Annotated in this window: 17 protein-coding genes and 1 rRNA gene; 15 read left to right on the forward strand and 3 right to left on the reverse strand. The window is 72.5% G+C overall.

All coding sequences use genetic code 11. The features are described from left to right. From rrf to AB0I77_RS45880, 4 genes are all read left to right on the forward strand, one after another. Positions 1 to 92 (forward strand): 5S ribosomal RNA (rrf, locus tag AB0I77_RS45865); the annotation flags it as partial. A gap of 257 nt (positions 93 to 349) precedes the next feature. Then, positions 350 to 919, forward strand: coding sequence for a hypothetical protein (locus AB0I77_RS45870; protein ID WP_363288944.1), 570 nt, complete (start codon positions 350 to 352; stop codon positions 917 to 919). A 12-nt stretch (positions 920 to 931) separates the two neighbouring features. Next, entirely contained in the window at positions 932 to 1,507 is a 576-nt protein-coding gene (locus AB0I77_RS45875; RefSeq protein ID WP_363288945.1) for a hypothetical protein, read from the forward strand. Next, a complete protein-coding gene (locus AB0I77_RS45880) occupies positions 1,399 to 2,148 on the forward strand; it encodes a hypothetical protein (protein WP_363288937.1) in 750 nt (249 codons plus the stop codon). Before AB0I77_RS45875 ends, AB0I77_RS45880 begins: the two co-directional genes overlap by 109 nt. A 70-nt stretch (positions 2,149 to 2,218) precedes the next feature. On the opposite strand, the gene AB0I77_RS45885 is transcribed toward AB0I77_RS45880, so the two are convergent. Further along, positions 2,219 to 3,511, reverse strand: coding sequence for a DUF1015 domain-containing protein (locus AB0I77_RS45885; RefSeq protein WP_363288866.1), 1,293 nt, complete (start codon positions 3,509 to 3,511; stop codon positions 2,219 to 2,221). Between the two features lie 74 nt (positions 3,512 to 3,585). Here AB0I77_RS45885 and AB0I77_RS45890 point away from each other — a divergent pair, with 74 nt between their 5' ends. From AB0I77_RS45890 to AB0I77_RS45905, 4 genes are read left to right on the forward strand one after another with little or no spacing between them, the layout of a single operon-like run. After that, positions 3,586 to 4,614 (forward strand): HAD hydrolase-like protein, encoded by a 1,029-nt coding sequence (locus tag AB0I77_RS45890; RefSeq protein ID WP_363288867.1) that lies wholly within the window; start codon positions 3,586 to 3,588, stop codon positions 4,612 to 4,614. Between the two features lie 43 nt (positions 4,615 to 4,657). Further along, entirely contained in the window at positions 4,658 to 5,701 is a 1,044-nt protein-coding gene (locus AB0I77_RS45895; protein ID WP_363288868.1) for an iron chelate uptake ABC transporter family permease subunit, read from the forward strand. Further along, positions 5,698 to 6,735: an iron chelate uptake ABC transporter family permease subunit gene (locus AB0I77_RS45900; protein WP_363288869.1), complete on the forward strand. Its 1,038-nt coding sequence runs from the start codon at positions 5,698 to 5,700 to the stop codon at positions 6,733 to 6,735. The genes AB0I77_RS45895 and AB0I77_RS45900 overlap by 4 nt, the downstream gene beginning before the upstream one ends. After that, entirely contained in the window at positions 6,732 to 7,607 is an 876-nt protein-coding gene (locus AB0I77_RS45905) for an ABC transporter ATP-binding protein (RefSeq protein ID WP_363288870.1), read from the forward strand. Before AB0I77_RS45900 ends, AB0I77_RS45905 begins: the two co-directional genes overlap by 4 nt. Here AB0I77_RS45905 and AB0I77_RS45910 read toward each other — a convergent pair. After that, positions 7,591 to 7,938, reverse strand: a complete 348-nt coding sequence (locus AB0I77_RS45910; protein ID WP_363288871.1) for an SCP2 sterol-binding domain-containing protein — start codon at positions 7,936 to 7,938, stop codon at positions 7,591 to 7,593. The genes AB0I77_RS45905 and AB0I77_RS45910 overlap by 17 nt on opposite strands. 42 nt (positions 7,939 to 7,980) lie before the next feature. On the opposite strand from AB0I77_RS45910, the gene AB0I77_RS45915 reads away from it, so the two are divergent. The 6 genes from AB0I77_RS45915 (at position 7,981) to AB0I77_RS45940 (ending at position 14,392) form a co-directional block, all read left to right on the forward strand. After that, complete coding sequence (locus tag AB0I77_RS45915) at positions 7,981 to 8,265, forward strand: hypothetical protein (protein WP_363288872.1); 285 nt, start codon at positions 7,981 to 7,983, stop codon at positions 8,263 to 8,265. A 7-nt stretch (positions 8,266 to 8,272) separates the two neighbouring features. Beyond that, on the forward strand, positions 8,273 to 9,088 hold the full coding sequence (locus tag AB0I77_RS45920) for a TlyA family RNA methyltransferase (protein WP_363288873.1): 816 nt from the start codon (positions 8,273 to 8,275) through the stop codon (positions 9,086 to 9,088). Further along, positions 9,085 to 9,990, forward strand: a complete 906-nt coding sequence (locus tag AB0I77_RS45925) for an NAD kinase (RefSeq protein WP_363288874.1) — start codon at positions 9,085 to 9,087, stop codon at positions 9,988 to 9,990. The genes AB0I77_RS45920 and AB0I77_RS45925 overlap by 4 nt, the downstream gene beginning before the upstream one ends. Before the next feature lie 235 nt (positions 9,991 to 10,225). Continuing rightward, positions 10,226 to 11,944 (forward strand): DNA repair protein RecN, encoded by a 1,719-nt coding sequence (gene recN / locus AB0I77_RS45930; RefSeq protein WP_363288938.1) that lies wholly within the window; start codon positions 10,226 to 10,228, stop codon positions 11,942 to 11,944. A gap of 282 nt (positions 11,945 to 12,226) precedes the next feature. After that, a complete protein-coding gene (locus tag AB0I77_RS45935; RefSeq protein WP_363288875.1) occupies positions 12,227 to 13,024 on the forward strand; it encodes a hypothetical protein in 798 nt (265 codons plus the stop codon). Between the two features lie 231 nt (positions 13,025 to 13,255). After that, positions 13,256 to 14,392 carry a glycosyltransferase family 4 protein gene (locus AB0I77_RS45940; RefSeq protein ID WP_363288876.1) on the forward strand — a complete coding sequence of 379 codons (1,137 nt, stop codon included), beginning with the start codon at positions 13,256 to 13,258 and terminating at the stop codon, positions 14,390 to 14,392. 10 nt (positions 14,393 to 14,402) lie between these two features. Here AB0I77_RS45940 and AB0I77_RS45945 read toward each other — a convergent pair whose 3' ends face one another. Further along, positions 14,403 to 16,067 carry a PucR family transcriptional regulator gene (locus tag AB0I77_RS45945; protein WP_363288877.1) on the reverse strand — a complete coding sequence of 555 codons (1,665 nt, stop codon included), beginning with the start codon at positions 16,065 to 16,067 and terminating at the stop codon, positions 14,403 to 14,405. A gap of 95 nt (positions 16,068 to 16,162) precedes the next feature. Here AB0I77_RS45945 and AB0I77_RS45950 point away from each other — a divergent pair, with 95 nt between their 5' ends. After that, positions 16,163 to 17,119 carry an LLM class F420-dependent oxidoreductase gene (locus tag AB0I77_RS45950; protein WP_363288878.1) on the forward strand — a complete coding sequence of 319 codons (957 nt, stop codon included), beginning with the start codon at positions 16,163 to 16,165 and terminating at the stop codon, positions 17,117 to 17,119. Positions 17,120 to 17,153 lie beyond the last annotated feature (34 nt).

The following is a 17,153-nucleotide window of genomic DNA, read 5'->3' on the forward strand; positions in this document are numbered from 1 at the left end:
CGCCCGGTTACATTTCGAACCCGGAAGCTAAGCCTTACAGCGCCGATGGTACTGCAGGGGGGACCCTGTGGGAGAGTAGGACGCCGCCGAACAATCTTTGGAAGGACCCCTGGTCCCCAGCGTTCAGCTGGGGACCAGGGGTCCTTTTGTTGTTTTGAAACAAGCACAGCCCGGAGCGCGCCGGGTACTCGGCTGCGCGAGAATGACTTGTAGTACCTAAGACAGGAGTCACCGATGTCCACCAACTCTCCCGACGATCGACCGGAGCGCGACCAGCGGCGACGGGACAGTGGTGACCGCGGCGACCGGAGCGGGAGCGGTTACCGCGGAGACCGTGGCGGTTCCGGCCGTGGCAGTACTGACCGCGGAGGTTCTGGCCGTCGCGATGATCGCCGTGATGGCGGTGACCGTGGGGACCGTGGTGGCTTCCGCCGTGACGACAATCGCGGCGGCGGACAACCGCGCAGGGACGACCGGCGGGACGACAGCCGTGCAGGCTACCCGCGCAGGGACGACCGCCGTGATGACCGTCGGAGTGACGATCGTGGGGACCGCGGTGGATTCCGCCGCGACGACAACCGTGGCGGGTACAGCGGCGGCCGGCGTGATGACCGCCGTGATGACCGGCGAGACGACAACCGTGCGCCTCGCCCGGCGTTTCGCCGCGACGACCGCGACCGTCCCGCCGGGCCGCGCCGGGACGACCGCTCCTCCGGGCCGCGCCGGGACGACCGCTCCGCCGGGCCGCGTCGTGATGACCGTCCCTCCGGTCCGCGCCGGGACGACCGCTCCGCTGGGCCGCGTCGTGATGACCGCCCCTCCGGGCCGCGTCGTGATGACCGAGACCGTGGCTTCCGCCGTGACGGTGACCGTCCCTCCTTCCGCCGTGACGACCGCCCCGACCGCGGAGAGCGTGTAGAGCGTCGGAGCGATGATCGTGGGGATCGTGGTGGTTTCCGGCGCGACGACAACCGAGGTGGGTACAGCGGCGGTCGGCGTGACGATCGGCGGGGTGATGACCGTGGCGGCTTCGGTCGCCGCGATGAGCGGCGGGACGATCGTCGTGATGACCGCCGTGATGATCGCCGCGACAGCGGTGACCGGGGAGGTTTCCGTCGGGACGACCGTGACCGTCCCTCCGTCCGCAGCGATGACCGTGACCGTGGCTTTCGCCGGGACGACCGTGGCGACCGCGGTGGGTTCCGGCGCGACGACAGCCGTGGCGACCGGGGTGCCGAGCGCGGTGGGATCCGTGGTCGGGACGACCGAGGCGGCCCCCGTGGGCCCCGGCGTGACGACCGCGGTGGACGTCCCGGCGGCTTCCGTGGCGGTGACGACCGGCGTGGTGGCGGGCGTTTCCGGGACGACCGCGACCGGGACCGGGAGCCGATCAAGCGGCTGCCGATCCCCGAGGACGTCACGGGCGACGAGATCGACAAGGACGTACGGCAGGAGTTGCAGAGCCTGCCGAAGGGGCTCGCCGAGGATGTCGCCAAGAACCTGGTGATGGTTGCCCGGCTCATCGACGAGGACCCCGAGGGTGCCTACGGCTACTCCAAGGTGGCTCTGCGGCTCGCGTCGCGCGTCGCGGCCGTGCGTGAGGCGGCCGGGTTCGCGGCGTACGCGAACCAGAAGTACAGCGAGGCGCTCGCCGAGTTCCGGGCCGCGCGGCGGATGACCGGCGGTGTCGACCTGTGGCCCGTGATGGCCGACTGCGAGCGTGGGCTCGGGCGACCGGAGAAGGCGCTGGACATGGCCGGGGCGCCCGAGGTGCACAAGCTCGACAAGGCCGGGCAGGTGGAGATGCGGCTCGTCGCGGCCGGGGCCCGGCGTGACATGGACCAGATCGACGCGGCCATCGTGACGTTGCAGAGTTCCGAGCTGGCGTCCAACTCCGTGCAGCCGTGGACCGCGCGGCTGCGGTACGCGTACGCCGACGCGTTGCTCGCCGCCGGGCGGGAGGGCGAGGCGCGGGAGTGGTTCGCCAAGGCCGTGGAGTCCGACAAGGACGGCAGCACGGACGCCTCGGACCGGCTCGCCGAACTGGAGGGCGTGGAGTTCGTCGATGCCCTTGGCGACGACGAGGAGGACGGGGAGGAGGCCGAGTCAGGCGACGAGGCCTCTGTGGAGGACGACGACAAGGACTGACCTCGATGAGGTGAGTGAAGGAAGGGTGGGGGCGGGATCCCGGATTTCAGGGGTCCCGCCCCTTCGCGTGTCACAGGTCCAGCGCGCGCAGCACCAGCCCCGACGCCGGCTTCGGGCCGAACGACGTCGATTTGCGGGGCATCATGACGCCCTGGCGGGCGAGGTCGCGGACGACCTCCTCGCGGACCGGGTGCATCAGGACGGCCGTAGCGCCGTCGCGTTCGGCCTTTTCCACTGTGGCCGCCGTGTCGTGTATGTAGGCGACATGGGCGGGAGAGTCCTCGGGGATGTGCCAGACATGGCCGAGGAGAGCGGCGTGCAGGACCGTCGCGTCGAGGGTGCGCCAGGCCGTGGGGCGGTGCATGGGGATCGTACGGGCGAGCAGGGCAGGGTCGGGGCGGTCGACGAGGTGGAAGGCGCCGTCGCCGGCGAGGAGGAAGGCGTTTCCCTCGCGGGCCGCGTCGGCGAGCGCGGTCAGGGCCTGCGCCAGCGGGACGTCCAGGCGGTGTACGCGGAAGAGGCCCTCGAGGGCGGTGAGGGCCTCGCTCACCGGCAGGCCGTGCAGGAGCCGGTGGATCGCGCGGACGCGCAGGGGATAGCGGGCCGTGTCGACCAGGAGGACCAGGCCGTAGTCCCAGGGGCTGGGGGAGGCGTGCTCCGCGCGTAGGCGGCGGTATGTCGCCCAGCGGTGGTGGCCGTCGGCGATCAGAGCCTGGTGGCGGGCCAGCTCGGACTGGACGCGGGCCACGTCGGCCGGCTCGGTGAGCGACCACAGGCGGTGGCTGAAGCCGTCCTCCGTGGTCGTCGACAGCAGCGGGGGCTGTTCGGCGGTGCGCTCGACGACCTCGGCCGTGGCGGTCGCCGAGCCGTTTCCACGGTAGGTCAGGAGCAGGGGTTCCAGGTTCGCGGAGGTGGCGCGCATGAGAGCGGCGCGGTCGTCGACGACGTGCGGCATGACGTCCTCGTGGGGCAGGATCACGCCCTCCGCCGGTTCCGACAGGTGCAGGGCGCCGATGAGGCCGCGCTGGAGCATGCCGTCGCCGTCGCGCTGTTCGTAGACGTACAGGCCCGGTTCCGGGTCGGTGGTCAGGACTCCCTCGGACAGCCAGCGGCGCAGGGTGCGGGCCGCCTGTGCGTTGCGTTCGGCGGGAGCCGTGGACTGGGGGAGGATCAGCCGGACGATGTTGTGCGGGTCGGCGGACTCGAGGTGGAGCAGGCCGTCGGGGCGGACCACGACGTCGTACGGAGGAGAGGTCACGGCGGCCAGGCTGCCGACCCGGTCGGGGTCGTAGCGCAGGCCTCGGAACGGGGTGAGTTCCAGGCCTCGGCGCGCCGTTGCTTCCGAGTGACCCGCTGAGTTCATCCCGGCATCGTACGGCTGTCAGTGGCATGGGGGATGATCGGGGGAAAGCGAGCCACACCAAGGAGCGATGCGGAATGAGCCAGGGTTTCAGGACGAGGCCCGAGGGCAGTGGGCGGGCCCTGAGCGAGGCGTACGACACCGCACTGCTCGATCTGGACGGCGTGGTGTACGCGGGCGGGAACGCGATCGCGCACGCGGTCGAGTCGCTCGAGGTCGCGCACTCGGGCGGGATGCGTCTCGCGTATGTCACCAACAACGCGCTGCGGACCCCGGACACCGTCGCCGATCACCTCACCGAGTTGGGCATACCTACGGGGCCGTCGGATGTGATCACCTCGGCGCAGGCGGTCGCCCGGCTGATTGCCGAGCAGGTGCCGTCGGGTGCGCGTGTGCTGGTGATCGGCGGGGAAGGGCTGCGGGTGGCGCTGCGCGAGCGCGGGCTCGAGCCGGTGGAGTCGGCTCAGGACGATCCGGTGGCGGTCGTGCAGGGGTACGGCGGTCCCGAACTGCCGTGGGGACGCTTCGCGGAGGCGTGCTACGCCATCGCGCGCGGGGTGCCGTGGTTCGCGTCCAACACCGACCTGACGATTCCGAGCGCGCGCGGTATCGCGCCGGGCAACGGCGCGGCGGTGGAGGTCGTACGGATAGCGACCGGTGCCGAGCCGCAGGTCGCCGGCAAGCCGTTGCCGCCCATGCACCGGGAGACGATCCTGCGCACCGGGGCCGAGCGCCCGCTGGTGGTGGGGGACCGGCTGGACACGGACATCGAGGGCGCGTTCAACGGGGACGTGGACTCGCTGCTGGTCCTGACCGGGGTGACGGACGGCGCGCAGCTGCTGGCCGCGCCGCCGCAGCACCGGCCGACGTATGTCGACGCCGATCTGCGGGGGCTGCTCACCGGGCAGCCGGAGATCGCCGAGTCGGACGGCGGGTTCCGGTGCGGCGGGTGGACGGCCACGGCCGGCGTGGAGCGGCTGGAACTGGACGGTGACGGTGCGGCCCTGGACGGTCTGCGGGCGCTGTGCGCGGCGGCCTGGACTGCGGCGGGCGAAGGTGTGTGCGAGCTGGATGCGGGGAAGGCTCTGGCACGGCTGGGGCTGTGAGGCCGGATCCTGGCTGAATGCGAGGGTAGGCTAACCTAACTACGTGTTGGTCGACAGTCCTCCCGAACAGCGCGCGGAGACCGCCCCCGCGCTCCCGAACCGCCGGGCGATACGAGCCTTCGGGTTGCTCGTTGCCGTCCTGATCCTGGTGCTCGTCGCGATGGCGAGCATCGCGATCGGTGCCAAGTCCCTCTCCCTGGGAGAGGTCTGGCACGGTCTGTTCGAGGATTCGGGGACGTACGCCGACGTCGTCGTCGCCGACCGGCTGTCGCGGACCGTGCTGGGCTTGCTCGCCGGTGCCGCGCTCGGCCTGTCCGGCGCCGTGCTCCAGGCGCTCACGCGCAACCCGCTGGCCGATCCCGGGCTGCTCGGCATCAACGCGGGCGCGTCCGCCGCGGTCGTCACCGCCATCACCTTCCTCGGTGTCACCTCACTGAGCGGCTATGTGTGGTTCGCCTTCGTCGGCGCGGCCGGGGTGGGGGCGCTGGTCTGGTTCCTCGGCGGCAGCCGGGGCGCGACGCCGGTGCGGCTCGCGCTCGCCGGCACCGCGATCAGTGCCGCGCTCTACGGCTATCTCCAGGCCGTGATGATCATGGACCAGACGGCGCTCAACAGGATGCGGTTCTGGACGGTCGGTTCGCTGTCCTCGGCGAGCGATTCGACCATCGAGCAGGTACTGCCCTTCATCGCGGTCGGCACGGTCCTCGCCCTCGCCCTCGCCCGGCCGCTCAACGCCGTGGCCATGGGCGACGACACCGCCAAGGCGCTCGGCGCCAACCTCAACCGCACCCGGGCGCTGGCCATGCTCGCCGCGACCGTGCTGAGCGGGGCCGCGACCGCCGCGTGCGGACCGATCGTGTTCGTCGGGCTGATGGTCCCGCACGTCGTGCGGTCCTTCACCGGGCCCGACCTGCGCTGGATCCTGCCGTACGCGACCATCCTGTCGCCCGTGCTGCTGCTCGGCTCCGACGTCCTCGGCCGGCTCGTCGCGCGGCCCTCGGAGTTGCAGGTTGGCATCGTGACCGCCCTCATCGGCGGTCCGGTCTTCATCTTTCTTGTACGACGGCGGAGGACGGCGCAGCTGTGAAGACCAACCGTGCCATCAGGACCCCGGGCGGGCTCTCCGTTCGACTGGACGTCCGCGCCATCACCGTCGTCGTCCTGCTGCTGTGCGCCGCGCTCGCCGCGAGCGTCGTGCTGATCGGCACCGGCGACTTCCCGATCTCGGCCGCCGACGTGCTCAGGACGCTGTTCGGCAACGGCGACGCGGGGCAGGAACTGATCGTCAACGAGCTGCGGCTGCCGCGGGTGCTCGTCGGACTCCTGGTCGGTGGCTCCCTCGGGCTCGGGGGCGCGCTGTTCCAGGCCATCTCCCGCAATCCGCTGGGCAGTCCGGACGTCCTCGGGCTCGGGCAGGGGGCCACGGTCGGCGCGCTCGTGATGATCGTGCTGTTCTCGGGGAACGCGACCGAGGCCACCGTCGGCGCCCTCGTGGGCGGTCTGGCGACCGGAATCGCCATCTACCTGCTCGCTTGGAAGCGGGGTGTGCACGGGTACCGACTGGTCCTGGTCGGTATCGGTGTGTCCGCTATCGTCACGGCGATCAACGGATACCTGCTCACCAGGTCCGACCTCACCGACGCGGCCAGCGCCTTCGTCTGGATGACGGGCTCGCTCAACGGGCGTGACTGGGACCAGGTCTGGCCGCTGCTCGCACTGTGCGCCGTACTCGTACCGCTGGTCCTCGCCCATGCGCGCGGGCTGCGGATGATGGAGATGGGCGACGACGTCTCGTACGCCCTCGGGGTGCGCGTCGAGCGCGTACGGATGCTGCTGCTGATCGCCGCCGTCCTGCTCACCGCGGCGGCCACCGCGGCCGCCGGACCGGTCAGCTTCGTGGCGCTCACCGCGCCGCAGCTCGCCCGCCGCCTGACCCGCTCGCCCGGACCGAACCTGCTGTCGTCCCTGTGCATGGGTGCCGCTCTCCTGGTCGCCGCCGACTGGGTCTCGCAGCGCGCGTTCGGGGCCGACCAGTTGCCCGTGGGCGTGGTCACCGGAGTCCTCGGCGGTGTCTATCTGCTGTGGCTGCTGGTCATCGAGCGCAAGGCGGGCCGGATATGAGCGCCCGCCGCAGCGCCCCCAGCGGGCTGAACAACCAAAGGAGCACTGTGAACCGCCTGTCCGCCGAGAACGTGACCCTCGCCTACGACCAGCGGGTGATCGCCGAACAGTTGTCGGTGGAGATACCCGACAACTCCTTCACCGTGATCGTCGGCCCGAACGCGTGCGGCAAGTCCACGCTCCTGCGGGCGCTGTCGCGGATGCTCAAGCCGAACCAGGGCCGGGTGCTGCTCGACGGGCAGGTCATCCAGTCGATGCCCGCGAAGAAGGTCGCGCGCACCCTGGGACTGCTGCCGCAGTCGTCGATCGCGCCCGACGGGATCACCGTCGCCGACCTGGTGGGCCGGGGCCGCTACCCGCACCAGGGGATCCTGCGGCAGTGGTCCACCGAGGACGAGCGGGTCGTGCAGGAGTCCATGGCGCAGACCGGTGTCGCCGAACTCGGCGACCGGTACGTCGACGAACTGTCCGGCGGTCAGCGCCAGCGCGTGTGGATCGCGATGGCGCTCGCCCAGCAGACGCCGCTGCTGCTGCTCGACGAGCCGACGACCTACCTGGACATCCAGCACCAGATCGACGTCCTCGACCTGTGCGCCGAACTGCACGAGGAGCAGGGCCGCACGCTGGTCGCCGTACTGCACGACCTCAACCACGCGGCCCGGTACGCCACGCACCTCATCGCCCTGCGCGAGGGGACGATCATCGCCGAGGGCGCGCCGAAGGACATCGTCACGGCCGATCTGGTCGAGGACGTCTTCGGGCTGCGCTGCCAGGTCATCGACGACCCGGAGACGGGGACCCCGCTGGTGGTGCCGGCGGCGCGCAGGGCCCGGGCCGAGGCCGCCAAGGTGGCCGCTACAGGAGTTTCCTGAGGCGCAGCAGGTCCATGAGACTCGCCTCCAGCTTCACCCGGCCCGAACCCCAGGCCTTGGCGAAGTTCAGCTTGCCGTCGACCAGGGCCACCAGGTCGTCGCCCGCCATGGTGAGTCTGATCTGGGCTTTCTCCCGCGGTGGCCCCTGAAGGGTGTCGTCGACCCGGATCCGGCCCTCGGCCATGCGGCCGACGAACGTGACGTCCAGATCCGTGATGCGGCAGCTCACCGAGCGGTCCAGCGCGGCGGCCGCGTGGACATCGCCCTCGGTGCCCTGCATGTTGTCCGAGAGTTTTTCGAGTGCGGCGCGGCACTCCTCGATCGTTGCCATCGTGATCGACGGTACCCCAGTGCTTCGAGGTAGCGTCTGGGCATGAGCGACACTGTGCCCGAGGCCGTACCGGAGAGCGAGCCCGAGGTCGAACCCACGTACGACCCCGCTGCCCCCGCCCCGCTGAACGTGCCCCGCGCCTCCACCGGCAACGCCGACGTGGACGTCCAGCTCCAGCGGCTCGGTGATGCCGACCACCTCGACACGGACGGACACGTCGAGGTGTACGAGGATGTACACCGGGGGCTGCGCGACGCGCTCACCGCGCTCGACGCCCGCCCGGGACCTCCGGTGCCCCCGCGGCCGTACGAACAACACAGGAGCTGAACCGAACGTGGCAGGAGTCGCACGTCGCCGTCTCGACGCGGAACTGGTCCACCGGAAGCTCGCGCGCTCGCGCGAGCACGCGAGCCAGTTGATCGCCGCCGGACGGGTCAGCGTCGGCAAGATCGTCGCGACCAAGCCCGCCACACAGGTGGAGACCGCGGCGGCGATCGTGGTCTCGACCGACGACAGCGACCCCGGCTACGTGTCGCGGGGCGGCCACAAGCTCGCGGGCGCCTTGGCGGTGTTCCTGCCGCAGGGGCTGGTCGTCGAGGGGCGGCGGGCGCTGGACGCCGGCGCCTCCACCGGCGGTTTCACCGACGTCCTGCTGCGGGCGGGAGCGGCTCAGGTGGTCGCCGTCGATGTCGGATACGGACAACTCGCCTGGTCTCTCCAGAGCGATGAACGCGTCATCGTCAAGGATCGTACGAACGTACGCGAGTTGACGCTCGAAGCGATCGATGGGGAGCCGGTGGATCTTGTCGTGGGGGACCTGTCCTTCATCCCGCTCGGACTGGTCCTGCCCGCCCTGGTGCGGTGCGTGCGGCCGGACGCCGATCTGGTGATGATGGTCAAGCCGCAGTTCGAGGTGGGCAAGGAGCGGCTGGGCAGTGGAGGAGTCGTACGGAGTCCGCAGTTGCGCGCCGAGTCCGTGCGCGCGGTGGCGGGGCGGGCGTGGGGTCTGGGGCTCGGCGTGCAGGGCGTCACCGCCAGCCCGCTGCCCGGGCCGTCCGGGAATGTCGAGTACTTTCTGTGGCTGCGGTCGGGAGCACCCGAACTGGACCCGGCCGACGTTGACCGTGCAGTGGCGGAGGGGCCGCGTTGACAACGAACCGAGCTCGTACTGTTTTCCTGCTCGCCCACACCGGGCGGCCAGCGGCCATTCGCAGCGCCGAACTCGTGGTCAAGGGGCTGTTGCGCGAGGGCATCGGGGTACGCGCTCTGGAGGCGGAGGCGCGGGATCTGCCGGTGCCGGGGGAGGTACAGCTGGTCAAGGAGGCCACTCCGCAGTGCCTCGAGGGGTGCGAGTTGCTGATCGTGCTGGGCGGTGACGGGACGCTGCTGCGGGGTGCCGAGTTCGCCCGGGCGTCCGGGGTGCCGATGCTCGGCGTCAACCTCGGGCGGGTCGGGTTCCTCGCCGAGGCCGAGCGGGACGATCTCGACAGGGTCGTCGAGCGGGTGGCGACGAAGGCGTACGAGGTCGAGGAGCGGATGACCGTCGACGTCGTCGTGCATCGCAACGGCGACATCGTGCACACGGACTGGGCGTTGAACGAGGCGGCCGTGCAGAAGGCGGGCGCCGAGAAGCTGCTGGAAGTCGTGCTGGAGATTGACGGGCGGCCGGTGACGGGGTTCGGGTGCGACGGGATTGTGCTGTCGACGCCTACTGGATCGACCGCCTATGCGTTTTCCGCCGGTGGGCCTGTGGTGTGGCCTGAGGTGGAGGCGTTGTTGATGGTGCCGATCAGTGCGCATGCGCTGTTCGCGAAGCCGTTGGTGACGTCGCCGGATTCTGTGCTTGCGGTGGAGGTTCTGCCTCATATTCCGCCGGGGGTGCTGTGGTGTGACGGGCGGCGGACCGTGGAGTTGCCGCCGGGGGCGCGGGTCGAGGTGCGGCGGGGGGCTGTGCCGGTGCGGCTGGCTCGGCTGCATCATGCTTCGTTCACTGATCGGCTTGTGGCGAAGTTTGCGTTGCCGGTCTCTGGATGGCGGGGGGCGCCGCACTAGCGCAGCCAAGGGGGGTGCGGGGTGGTTCGCGCGGCCGCGGGCCGGATGTGGCTGGTCGCGCCCACGCGGCGGAGCCGCATATCGATACAGCCCCGCGCCCCTTTGGGTTGGACCACTCCCGTGGGTGACATGCGAGGTCGATGCGCATTCGTCACCTGCACCTTCACACAACAGGGTCGGGTGCCGTCGCACTCCTGCCCCCCGACCTCGTAAGGTCGGGGGCGTGCTGGAGGAGATGCGGATACGGTCGCTCGGAGTCATCGACGATGCGGTCGTCGAGCTGTCGCCGGGGTTCACCGCTGTCACGGGTGAGACGGGTGCGGGCAAGACCATGGTGGTCACCAGCCTTGGTCTGTTGCTCGGCGGGCGGGCGGATGCGGCGCTCGTGCGGATCGGGGCCAAGAACGCGGTCGTGGAGGGGCGGATCAGTGTGTCCGCGGACACCACGGCCGCCGTACGGGCCGAGGAGGCCGGCGCGGAGCTCGACGACGGGGCGCTGTTGATCAGCCGTACCGTTTCCGCCGAAGGGCGCTCGCGGGCGCACCTGGGCGGGCGGAGCGTGCCCGTGGGGGTGCTGGCCGAGCTCGCCGACGAGCTGGTGGCCGTGCACGGGCAGACCGATCAGCAGGGGCTGCTCAAGCTGTCCCGGCAGCGCCAGGCGCTCGACCGGTACGCGGGCGACGCCGTCACCGTGCCGCTGGCCAAGTACACGGAGGCCTATCGGCGGCTGCGGGCCGTCTCCGTGGAGCTCGACGAGATCACCACGCGCGCGCGGGAACGGGCCCAGGAGGCCGACATGCTGCGCTACGGCCTCGACGAGATCGCCGGCGTCGAGCCGCGCGCCGGCGAGGACGTGGAGCTGGCGGAGGAGGCGGAGCGGCTCGGGCACGCGGAGGCCCTGGCGTCGGCCGCCACGGCCGCGCACGCCGCGCTCGCCGGCAATCCGGAGGATCCCGAGGGCATCGACGCGGCGACGCTCGTCGCGGGCGCGCAGCGGGCCCTGGACGCCGTGCGGTCCTACGACCCGGCGCTGGCCGCGCTCGCCGGCCGGCTCGGGGAGATCGGGATCCTGCTGGGCGATGTGGCGGGGGAACTCGCCGGGTACGCCGACGACCTGGACGCCGATCCGCTGCGGCTGGCGGCCGTCGAGGAGCGGCGGGCCGCGCTCACCGCGCTGACCCGGAAGTACGGCGAGGACGTCGCCTCGGTGCTGGCGTGGGCCGAGCAGAGTGCCGTCCGGCTCACCGAGCTGGAGGGCGACGACGAGCGGCTTGGGGAGCTGACCGCCGAGCGGGACGCGCTGCGGGTCGAACTGGGCGGACTGGCACAGGCGTTGACGGACGCGCGGGCGGAGGCCGCGGAGCGGTTCGCGGCTGCCGTGACCGCGGAGCTGGCCTCGCTCGCGATGCCGCACGCGCGCGTGTCGTTCGAGATCCGGCAGACCGAGGACCCGGAGGGCGTCGAGGTCGGCGGGCGGGCGGTCGCGTACGGGCCGGCCGGTGTCGACGAGGTCGAGTTGCTGTTGGCCCCGCACCCCGGTGCCCCGCCTCGGCCGATCGCCAAGGGCGCCTCCGGTGGTGAGCTGTCGCGCGTGATGCTGGCCGTCGAGGTCGTGTTCGCGGGGACGGATCCGGTGCCGACGTATCTGTTCGACGAGGTGGACGCGGGCGTCGGAGGCAAGGCCGCGGTGGAGATCGGGCGGCGGCTGGCGCGGCTGGCGAAGACCGCGCAGGTGGTGGTCGTGACGCACCTGCCGCAGGTGGCCGCCTTCGCCGACCGGCAGTTGCTGGTGGAGAAGACCAACGACGGGTCCGTGACCCGGTCCGGTGTGACGGTGCTGGAGGGCGAGGAGCGGGTCCGGGAGCTGTCCCGGATGCTCGCCGGTCAGGAGGACTCGCAGACAGCCCGGGCACACGCGGAGGAGTTGCTGGCGACGGCCAGGGCGGACGTTTAGGGCGGGCGTTCAGGGCGGGCGTTCGGGGGCCGGCTTCTGGAGTCGGTGTCCGGGGTGTGCGTCTAGGGCTGGTGTCTGGAGTCGGTGTCCGGGTGGGCGTCTAGGGCGGACATCCGGAGCGGGCGTCCATAGTGGGCGTCTGGAGTCGGCGTCCAGGGTGGGCGTCCAGGGCGGACATCCAGGGAGGGCGTCTAGAGCGGGCGTCCAGGTGGGCGTCTGGAGTCGGCGTCCAGGGAGAGCGGTCAGGCGGGCATTCAGGGCGCGTCCTCGTAGGGTGGGCGGATGATCGACCGCTTTCGCCGGACCACGTCGTTCGGACTCACCGCCGTTGTCACCCGCGCCGCGAGCGCCGCCCTCCGCGCCAAGGCGCCCGGCGGCCAGGATCGCTGGGAGCGGAAGAACTACGCCGGGCGGACCGTCGAGTTGTACGCCGGGCCCGCGTCCGCGCTGGCGGCCGCCGTCGGGGCCGGGCGGGTGCGGCCCGCCGCCGGGTTCGCCGTGCTGGCCGCCGGGGCGTGTGGGGCGTACGACGATGTCGCCGGGGCCGGTGACTCGCGCAGGGGGTTCCGTGCGCATCTGGGCGCGTTGCGGGACGGTGAGGTCACCAGCGGGGCGGTGAAGCTGTTCGGGATCTCGGCGGCCGGGCTCGTCGCGGGGGCCCTGCTCAAGGAGCGGGCGGTGGACAAGGTGCTCGCGGGGGTCGTGATCGCCGGGGCCGCGCATTTCGTCAACCTCGTGGACGTACGGCCGGGTCGGGCCGCCGCAGCGGTGGTCGCGCTCGGCGCGCCGGGGCTGCTGCGCGAGGGGCCCGGGGCGGAGTTGGCCGCCGTCGCCGTGGGGGCCGCGGGGGCCGTCCTGCCCGACGACCTGGGCGAGCGCGCGATGATCGGCGACACGGGCGCGCACGCGCTCGGCGCCGCTCTGGGCACCGCCGTCGTCATGGGCAACGGGCGGGCAGGGCTGGTCGCGCATGCCGCCGCGCTCGCCGCCGCTGCCGTGTACGGCGACAAGGTGAGCGAGGTGGCGCGTTCGGTGGGGAGACGGTGGGCGGACGGTGAAGCGCCCGCGTATGCGCGGTGAGAATGCACCCGCGCATGCGTCCGGAACTGATCCTTCCCTCACTCGTGTGAGTGACCCGACCCGCCGCATTGCCGTGCCGTCCGGTTCCCGGCATGCCCGGAACACCCGTACGTGCTGGCATCCTTGGCAAAGAACGCAGTACGCGTAGGAAGCGCGCGGTACACCCCTCCGCTCGATACCTTCTGTACGTTTCCTCGTGACCGCCCGACCCGAACCAGGAGCCCCGGCCACGTGACCCCCGTGAGCAGCCACTCACCGCACGGCCAGTCGCCGCTGCGCACCGTGCAGGTGCTGGGCGGAGGCAACGCCTGTAGTAGCGCGCACGTGCGCTCCCTGACCTCGGGGCTGGTCGCACGAGGCGTGCGGGTCACGGTGTGCGCCCCCGCCGATGCCGATCGCATCTACGACTTCACCGGCGCCGGCGCCGAACACGTGCACGTGCCGCGCAGCAGCGACCCGGGCTCCGTGGCCGCGCTGCGGCAGGCGTGCACGAACGCCGACCTGGTGCACGCACACGGACTGCACGCCTCCTTCCGCGCCGTGCTCGCGCTCAGCGGGCGCCGCACCCCGCTCGTCGTCACCTGGCACGACCGCGCGTACGCCGAGGGCGCGCGCGCCCATTTCCTGCGCCTGCTGGAGCGACGGGTGGTCAAGGCCGCCGTCGTGGTGCTCGGCACCACCTCGGCCCTCGTGGACCGGGCACGCCGGACGGGCGCGCGGGACGCGCGGCTCGCCGCCGTCGCCCTGCCCGGCCTCCGCCCGGCCGTCGAGCCGGAGGATCCCGACCGGCTGCGCCCCAAGATCCGGGCCGAACTCGGCGCCACCGGGCGTCCGTTGCTCATCGCCGTCGGCTCCCTCGACCGGCACCGCGGCTACGACACACTGCTGGACGCCACGCGCGCGTGGCGCCGTCTGGACCCCATGCCGCTGGTGGTCATCGTGGGGGAGGGGCCGTTGCGCGCCGAGTTGCAGCGGCGGATCGAGGAGGAGGGGCTGCCGGCCCGGCTCATCGGACGGCGCGATGACGTCACCGAGTTGCTCGCCGCCGCCGACCTCGCGCTCCTGCCGAGCAGCGGGGAGTCCCGGTCTCTGCTCGCCCAGGAGGCCCTCCACGCGCGCGTGCCGCTCGTCGCCACGGACAGCGGCGGCACCCCAGAACTCGTCGGCGACGCGGCCGAACTCGTCCCGGCCGGGGACGCGGAGGCGTTCGCCGACGCCGTCGTACGGCTGCTCGGTGACCCCGAGCGTCAGGAGCTGCTGCGGGAGAAGGGCGTCCGGCAGGCGGCCACTTGGCCGACCGAGGACGAGACCGTCGCTCAAGTCCTCTGCGTCTACGATGAGTTGACGCAGCCCCAGCCGCTGATCTAGCAGCGCTGCTCTAGGCCACGTGCCGGCGCGCCCGCAGGGCCAGGCTCAACGCCAGGACCGTCTGCGGGTCGTCGAGGTCGGTGCCCAGCAACTCCCCTATCCGGGCGAGGCGGTTGTACAGCGTCTGCCGGTTGAGGTGCAGTTCGCGTGCCGTCTCCGCCTTGCGGCCCGCGTGCGCCAGATAGGTCTCCAGCGTGGGCAGCAGCGGCGGTTTGGAGCGACTGTCGTGGTCGCGTACGGGGCCGATCGCGCGGTCCACGAAGGCCGCCAGGTCCGGGTGGTCGCGCAGCCGCCACAGCAGCAGGTCGATGTCCAGGCGGCGGGCGTCGTACCAGGGGCGGTCGGACAGGCCCTGGGCCGCCGTCGCCGTCTCGGCCGCGTGCCGCAGGCCCGCGGAGGCCGCCGCCCAGCCGCCGGCCACCCCGACGACCACCACCGGCGGCTGCGCTCCGGGCCGTTGCATCCCCGCCCGCTCCACCCCCGCCCGCAGCGCCGCCGCGACCCGGTCCGCGACCGCCGAGCGCTCCGCATCCGAACGCAGGCCCACGAGGAGGGGGACGCGGCCCTCGACAGGTCGTACGCCCAACAGCACCGGTACTCCCACCGAGGCCAGCTCCTCGGCGACCGCGCGCGCCAAGACCGCCCAGCCTCCGCCGGGGGAGAGAGCCTCGCCCAGCTTCATCACCATCGGCAGGAGCGGGCTGTCGCCCGGCTTGAAGCCCAGCACGCGCGCCTGCGCGGGCGCGTCCCGCGCGGCGATACGGCCCTCGGCGAGGTCGGTGAGGAAATCCCCTCGGCCGCGCGCCGCCAGCTCCTCCTCCTGCCGGGCCTGCATCAGGACCACGGCCAGGATGCCCGCGGCCCGTTCGGCGGCCATCCGGTGCACCGGGGCGAGGGGGCCGCGCACGGGCAGCACAACGATGCGAGCCCGGACGGAGCCCGTCCCCGGACCGCCGCCGGGCACGTCCACCAGCACCGAGCCGGCCGGCGGAGTGTCCTTGTGCCGGCCGCGCAGTCCCTGCCACACCTGGAGCGGATCCGCGCCCTCGGGGCCCGGCCCGGCGGCGTACAGGAGCTGACCGTCCGTCGTCTCCAGGAAGACGGGGTTGCCGCTGAAGTCGGCCAGGATGCCGAGGACCTGTGGCACTCCGCCGCCGTCCAGCAGGGCCTGAGTGCAGCGGCGGTGCACCTCCTCCGCCCGCTGGAGCAGCGCGTAGTGGCCGTTGACGATCTCGGTGTGGATCTCCTCGGTGACCGTCACGAACGGCACCTCGCGGTGCAGTTGGACCAGCGGCAGACCGGCCGCGCGGGCCGTGTCGACAAGGGCGGCGGGCAGGCGGGTGAAGCGCGGGCCCAGTTCCACGACGAGGGCCGCGATGCCCCGCTCGGCCAGGGTGCGCACGAACGCGCGTTGCTCGGCCGGGCGGGTGCCGAGGCCGTAGCCCGTGGTCAGCAGCAGCTCTCCGCCCTTGAGCAGCGAGGCGATGTGGGGGACCTCGCCCGCGTGCACCCAGCGCACGGTCCGGTGCAGCCGGTCCCCGCCCGCGAGGACCTCGGGGAGCCCGCTGTGCAGGCCTGGCAACTCCAGAGCGCGCCGCACGGTGATCCCGGCGCCCTCGGTGCCGAATCCGCTGTCCACGCCGCTGTCCGTGCCGCTGTCCGTGCCGCCGTTCATGAGCTGGACGCTACCCGCGCGCGTGCCTCGGGGCACCGGCGAAGGAGGTGATCGCCGCGCTGCTTGGGGCGCTCGTGGCGGGGTAGCGGCCTGGCATGGACATCAGCGTGGTCGCGGTGGGGCGCGAGGACGACAGTTCGGTCGAGGAGCCGTTGCGGGTGGCGGTGCTCGCCGACCGGCTCGGGTATCGCGAGGTGTGGGCCGGGGAGGGGCCGACCTGGGACTCCTTCGTCCTGGCCACGGCGATCGGACGGTCCACCGAGCGGGTCGCGCTGACCGCCGGACCGGTGCCGGTGTCGGTGCGCGATCCGTACACGATCGCCCGAGGCGCCGCGGGCGCCGCGGCCGTCACGGGCCGCCCGGTCGGGGTGGCGCTGGGCACGTCCAGCAAGCGGGTGGTCGAGGGCGTGCACGAGCGGCCCCGGGTCCGGCCCGCCGCGCTGATGGAGGAGAGCGCGGCGGCCGTACGCGTACTCCTGCACGCGGCTCCGGGCGAACCGGTCGTGCCCGGCAGCTCCTTCCGCCGCCGCCTGCCGCCGCCACGCGGCCCGCTGACCGTGGCCGCGTTCGGCGACCGCGCGATCGCCACGGCCGCCGCGCACGCCGACCGCATGCTGCTGGACATCGTCTCCCCGGAACAGGTACGTACACTGCGGGCCAAGCTGCTCGCGGCGGCCGAGCGCGCGGGACGCACCCCGCCCACGCTGGCCGCCTGGCTGCCCGCGGCCGTCGACCCGGAGCCGGAGTCCCTCGCCCAGGTCCTGGGCAGCATCGCCGGCTATCTGACCGTTCCTGGCTACAGCGACATGTTCACCGCGGCGGGCCTGGGCGAGGCCGTGGAACTGGCCGCCGCCGGCGCCGACCGGGACACCCTGCTGCGGGCCCTGCCGCCGAAAGCCGCCGATGCGGTGGGCCTGGTGGGCGATCTCGAAGCCGTACGCGCGCGTGTGGAGGCGTATGCCGAGGCGGGGCTGGATGAGATCGCCCTTGTTCCGGCTACGGCCGGTGATCCGGGTGGGGAGCGGACGTTGAGGGCGTTCAGGCCGGCTTGAGTGCCAGGGCTACGGCGGCATGTTCGCCGTGGTG

The sequence above is a fragment of the Streptomyces sp. NPDC050619 genome, from assembly GCF_040654815.1.
Lineage (GTDB): Bacteria > Actinomycetota > Actinomycetes > Streptomycetales > Streptomycetaceae > Streptomyces.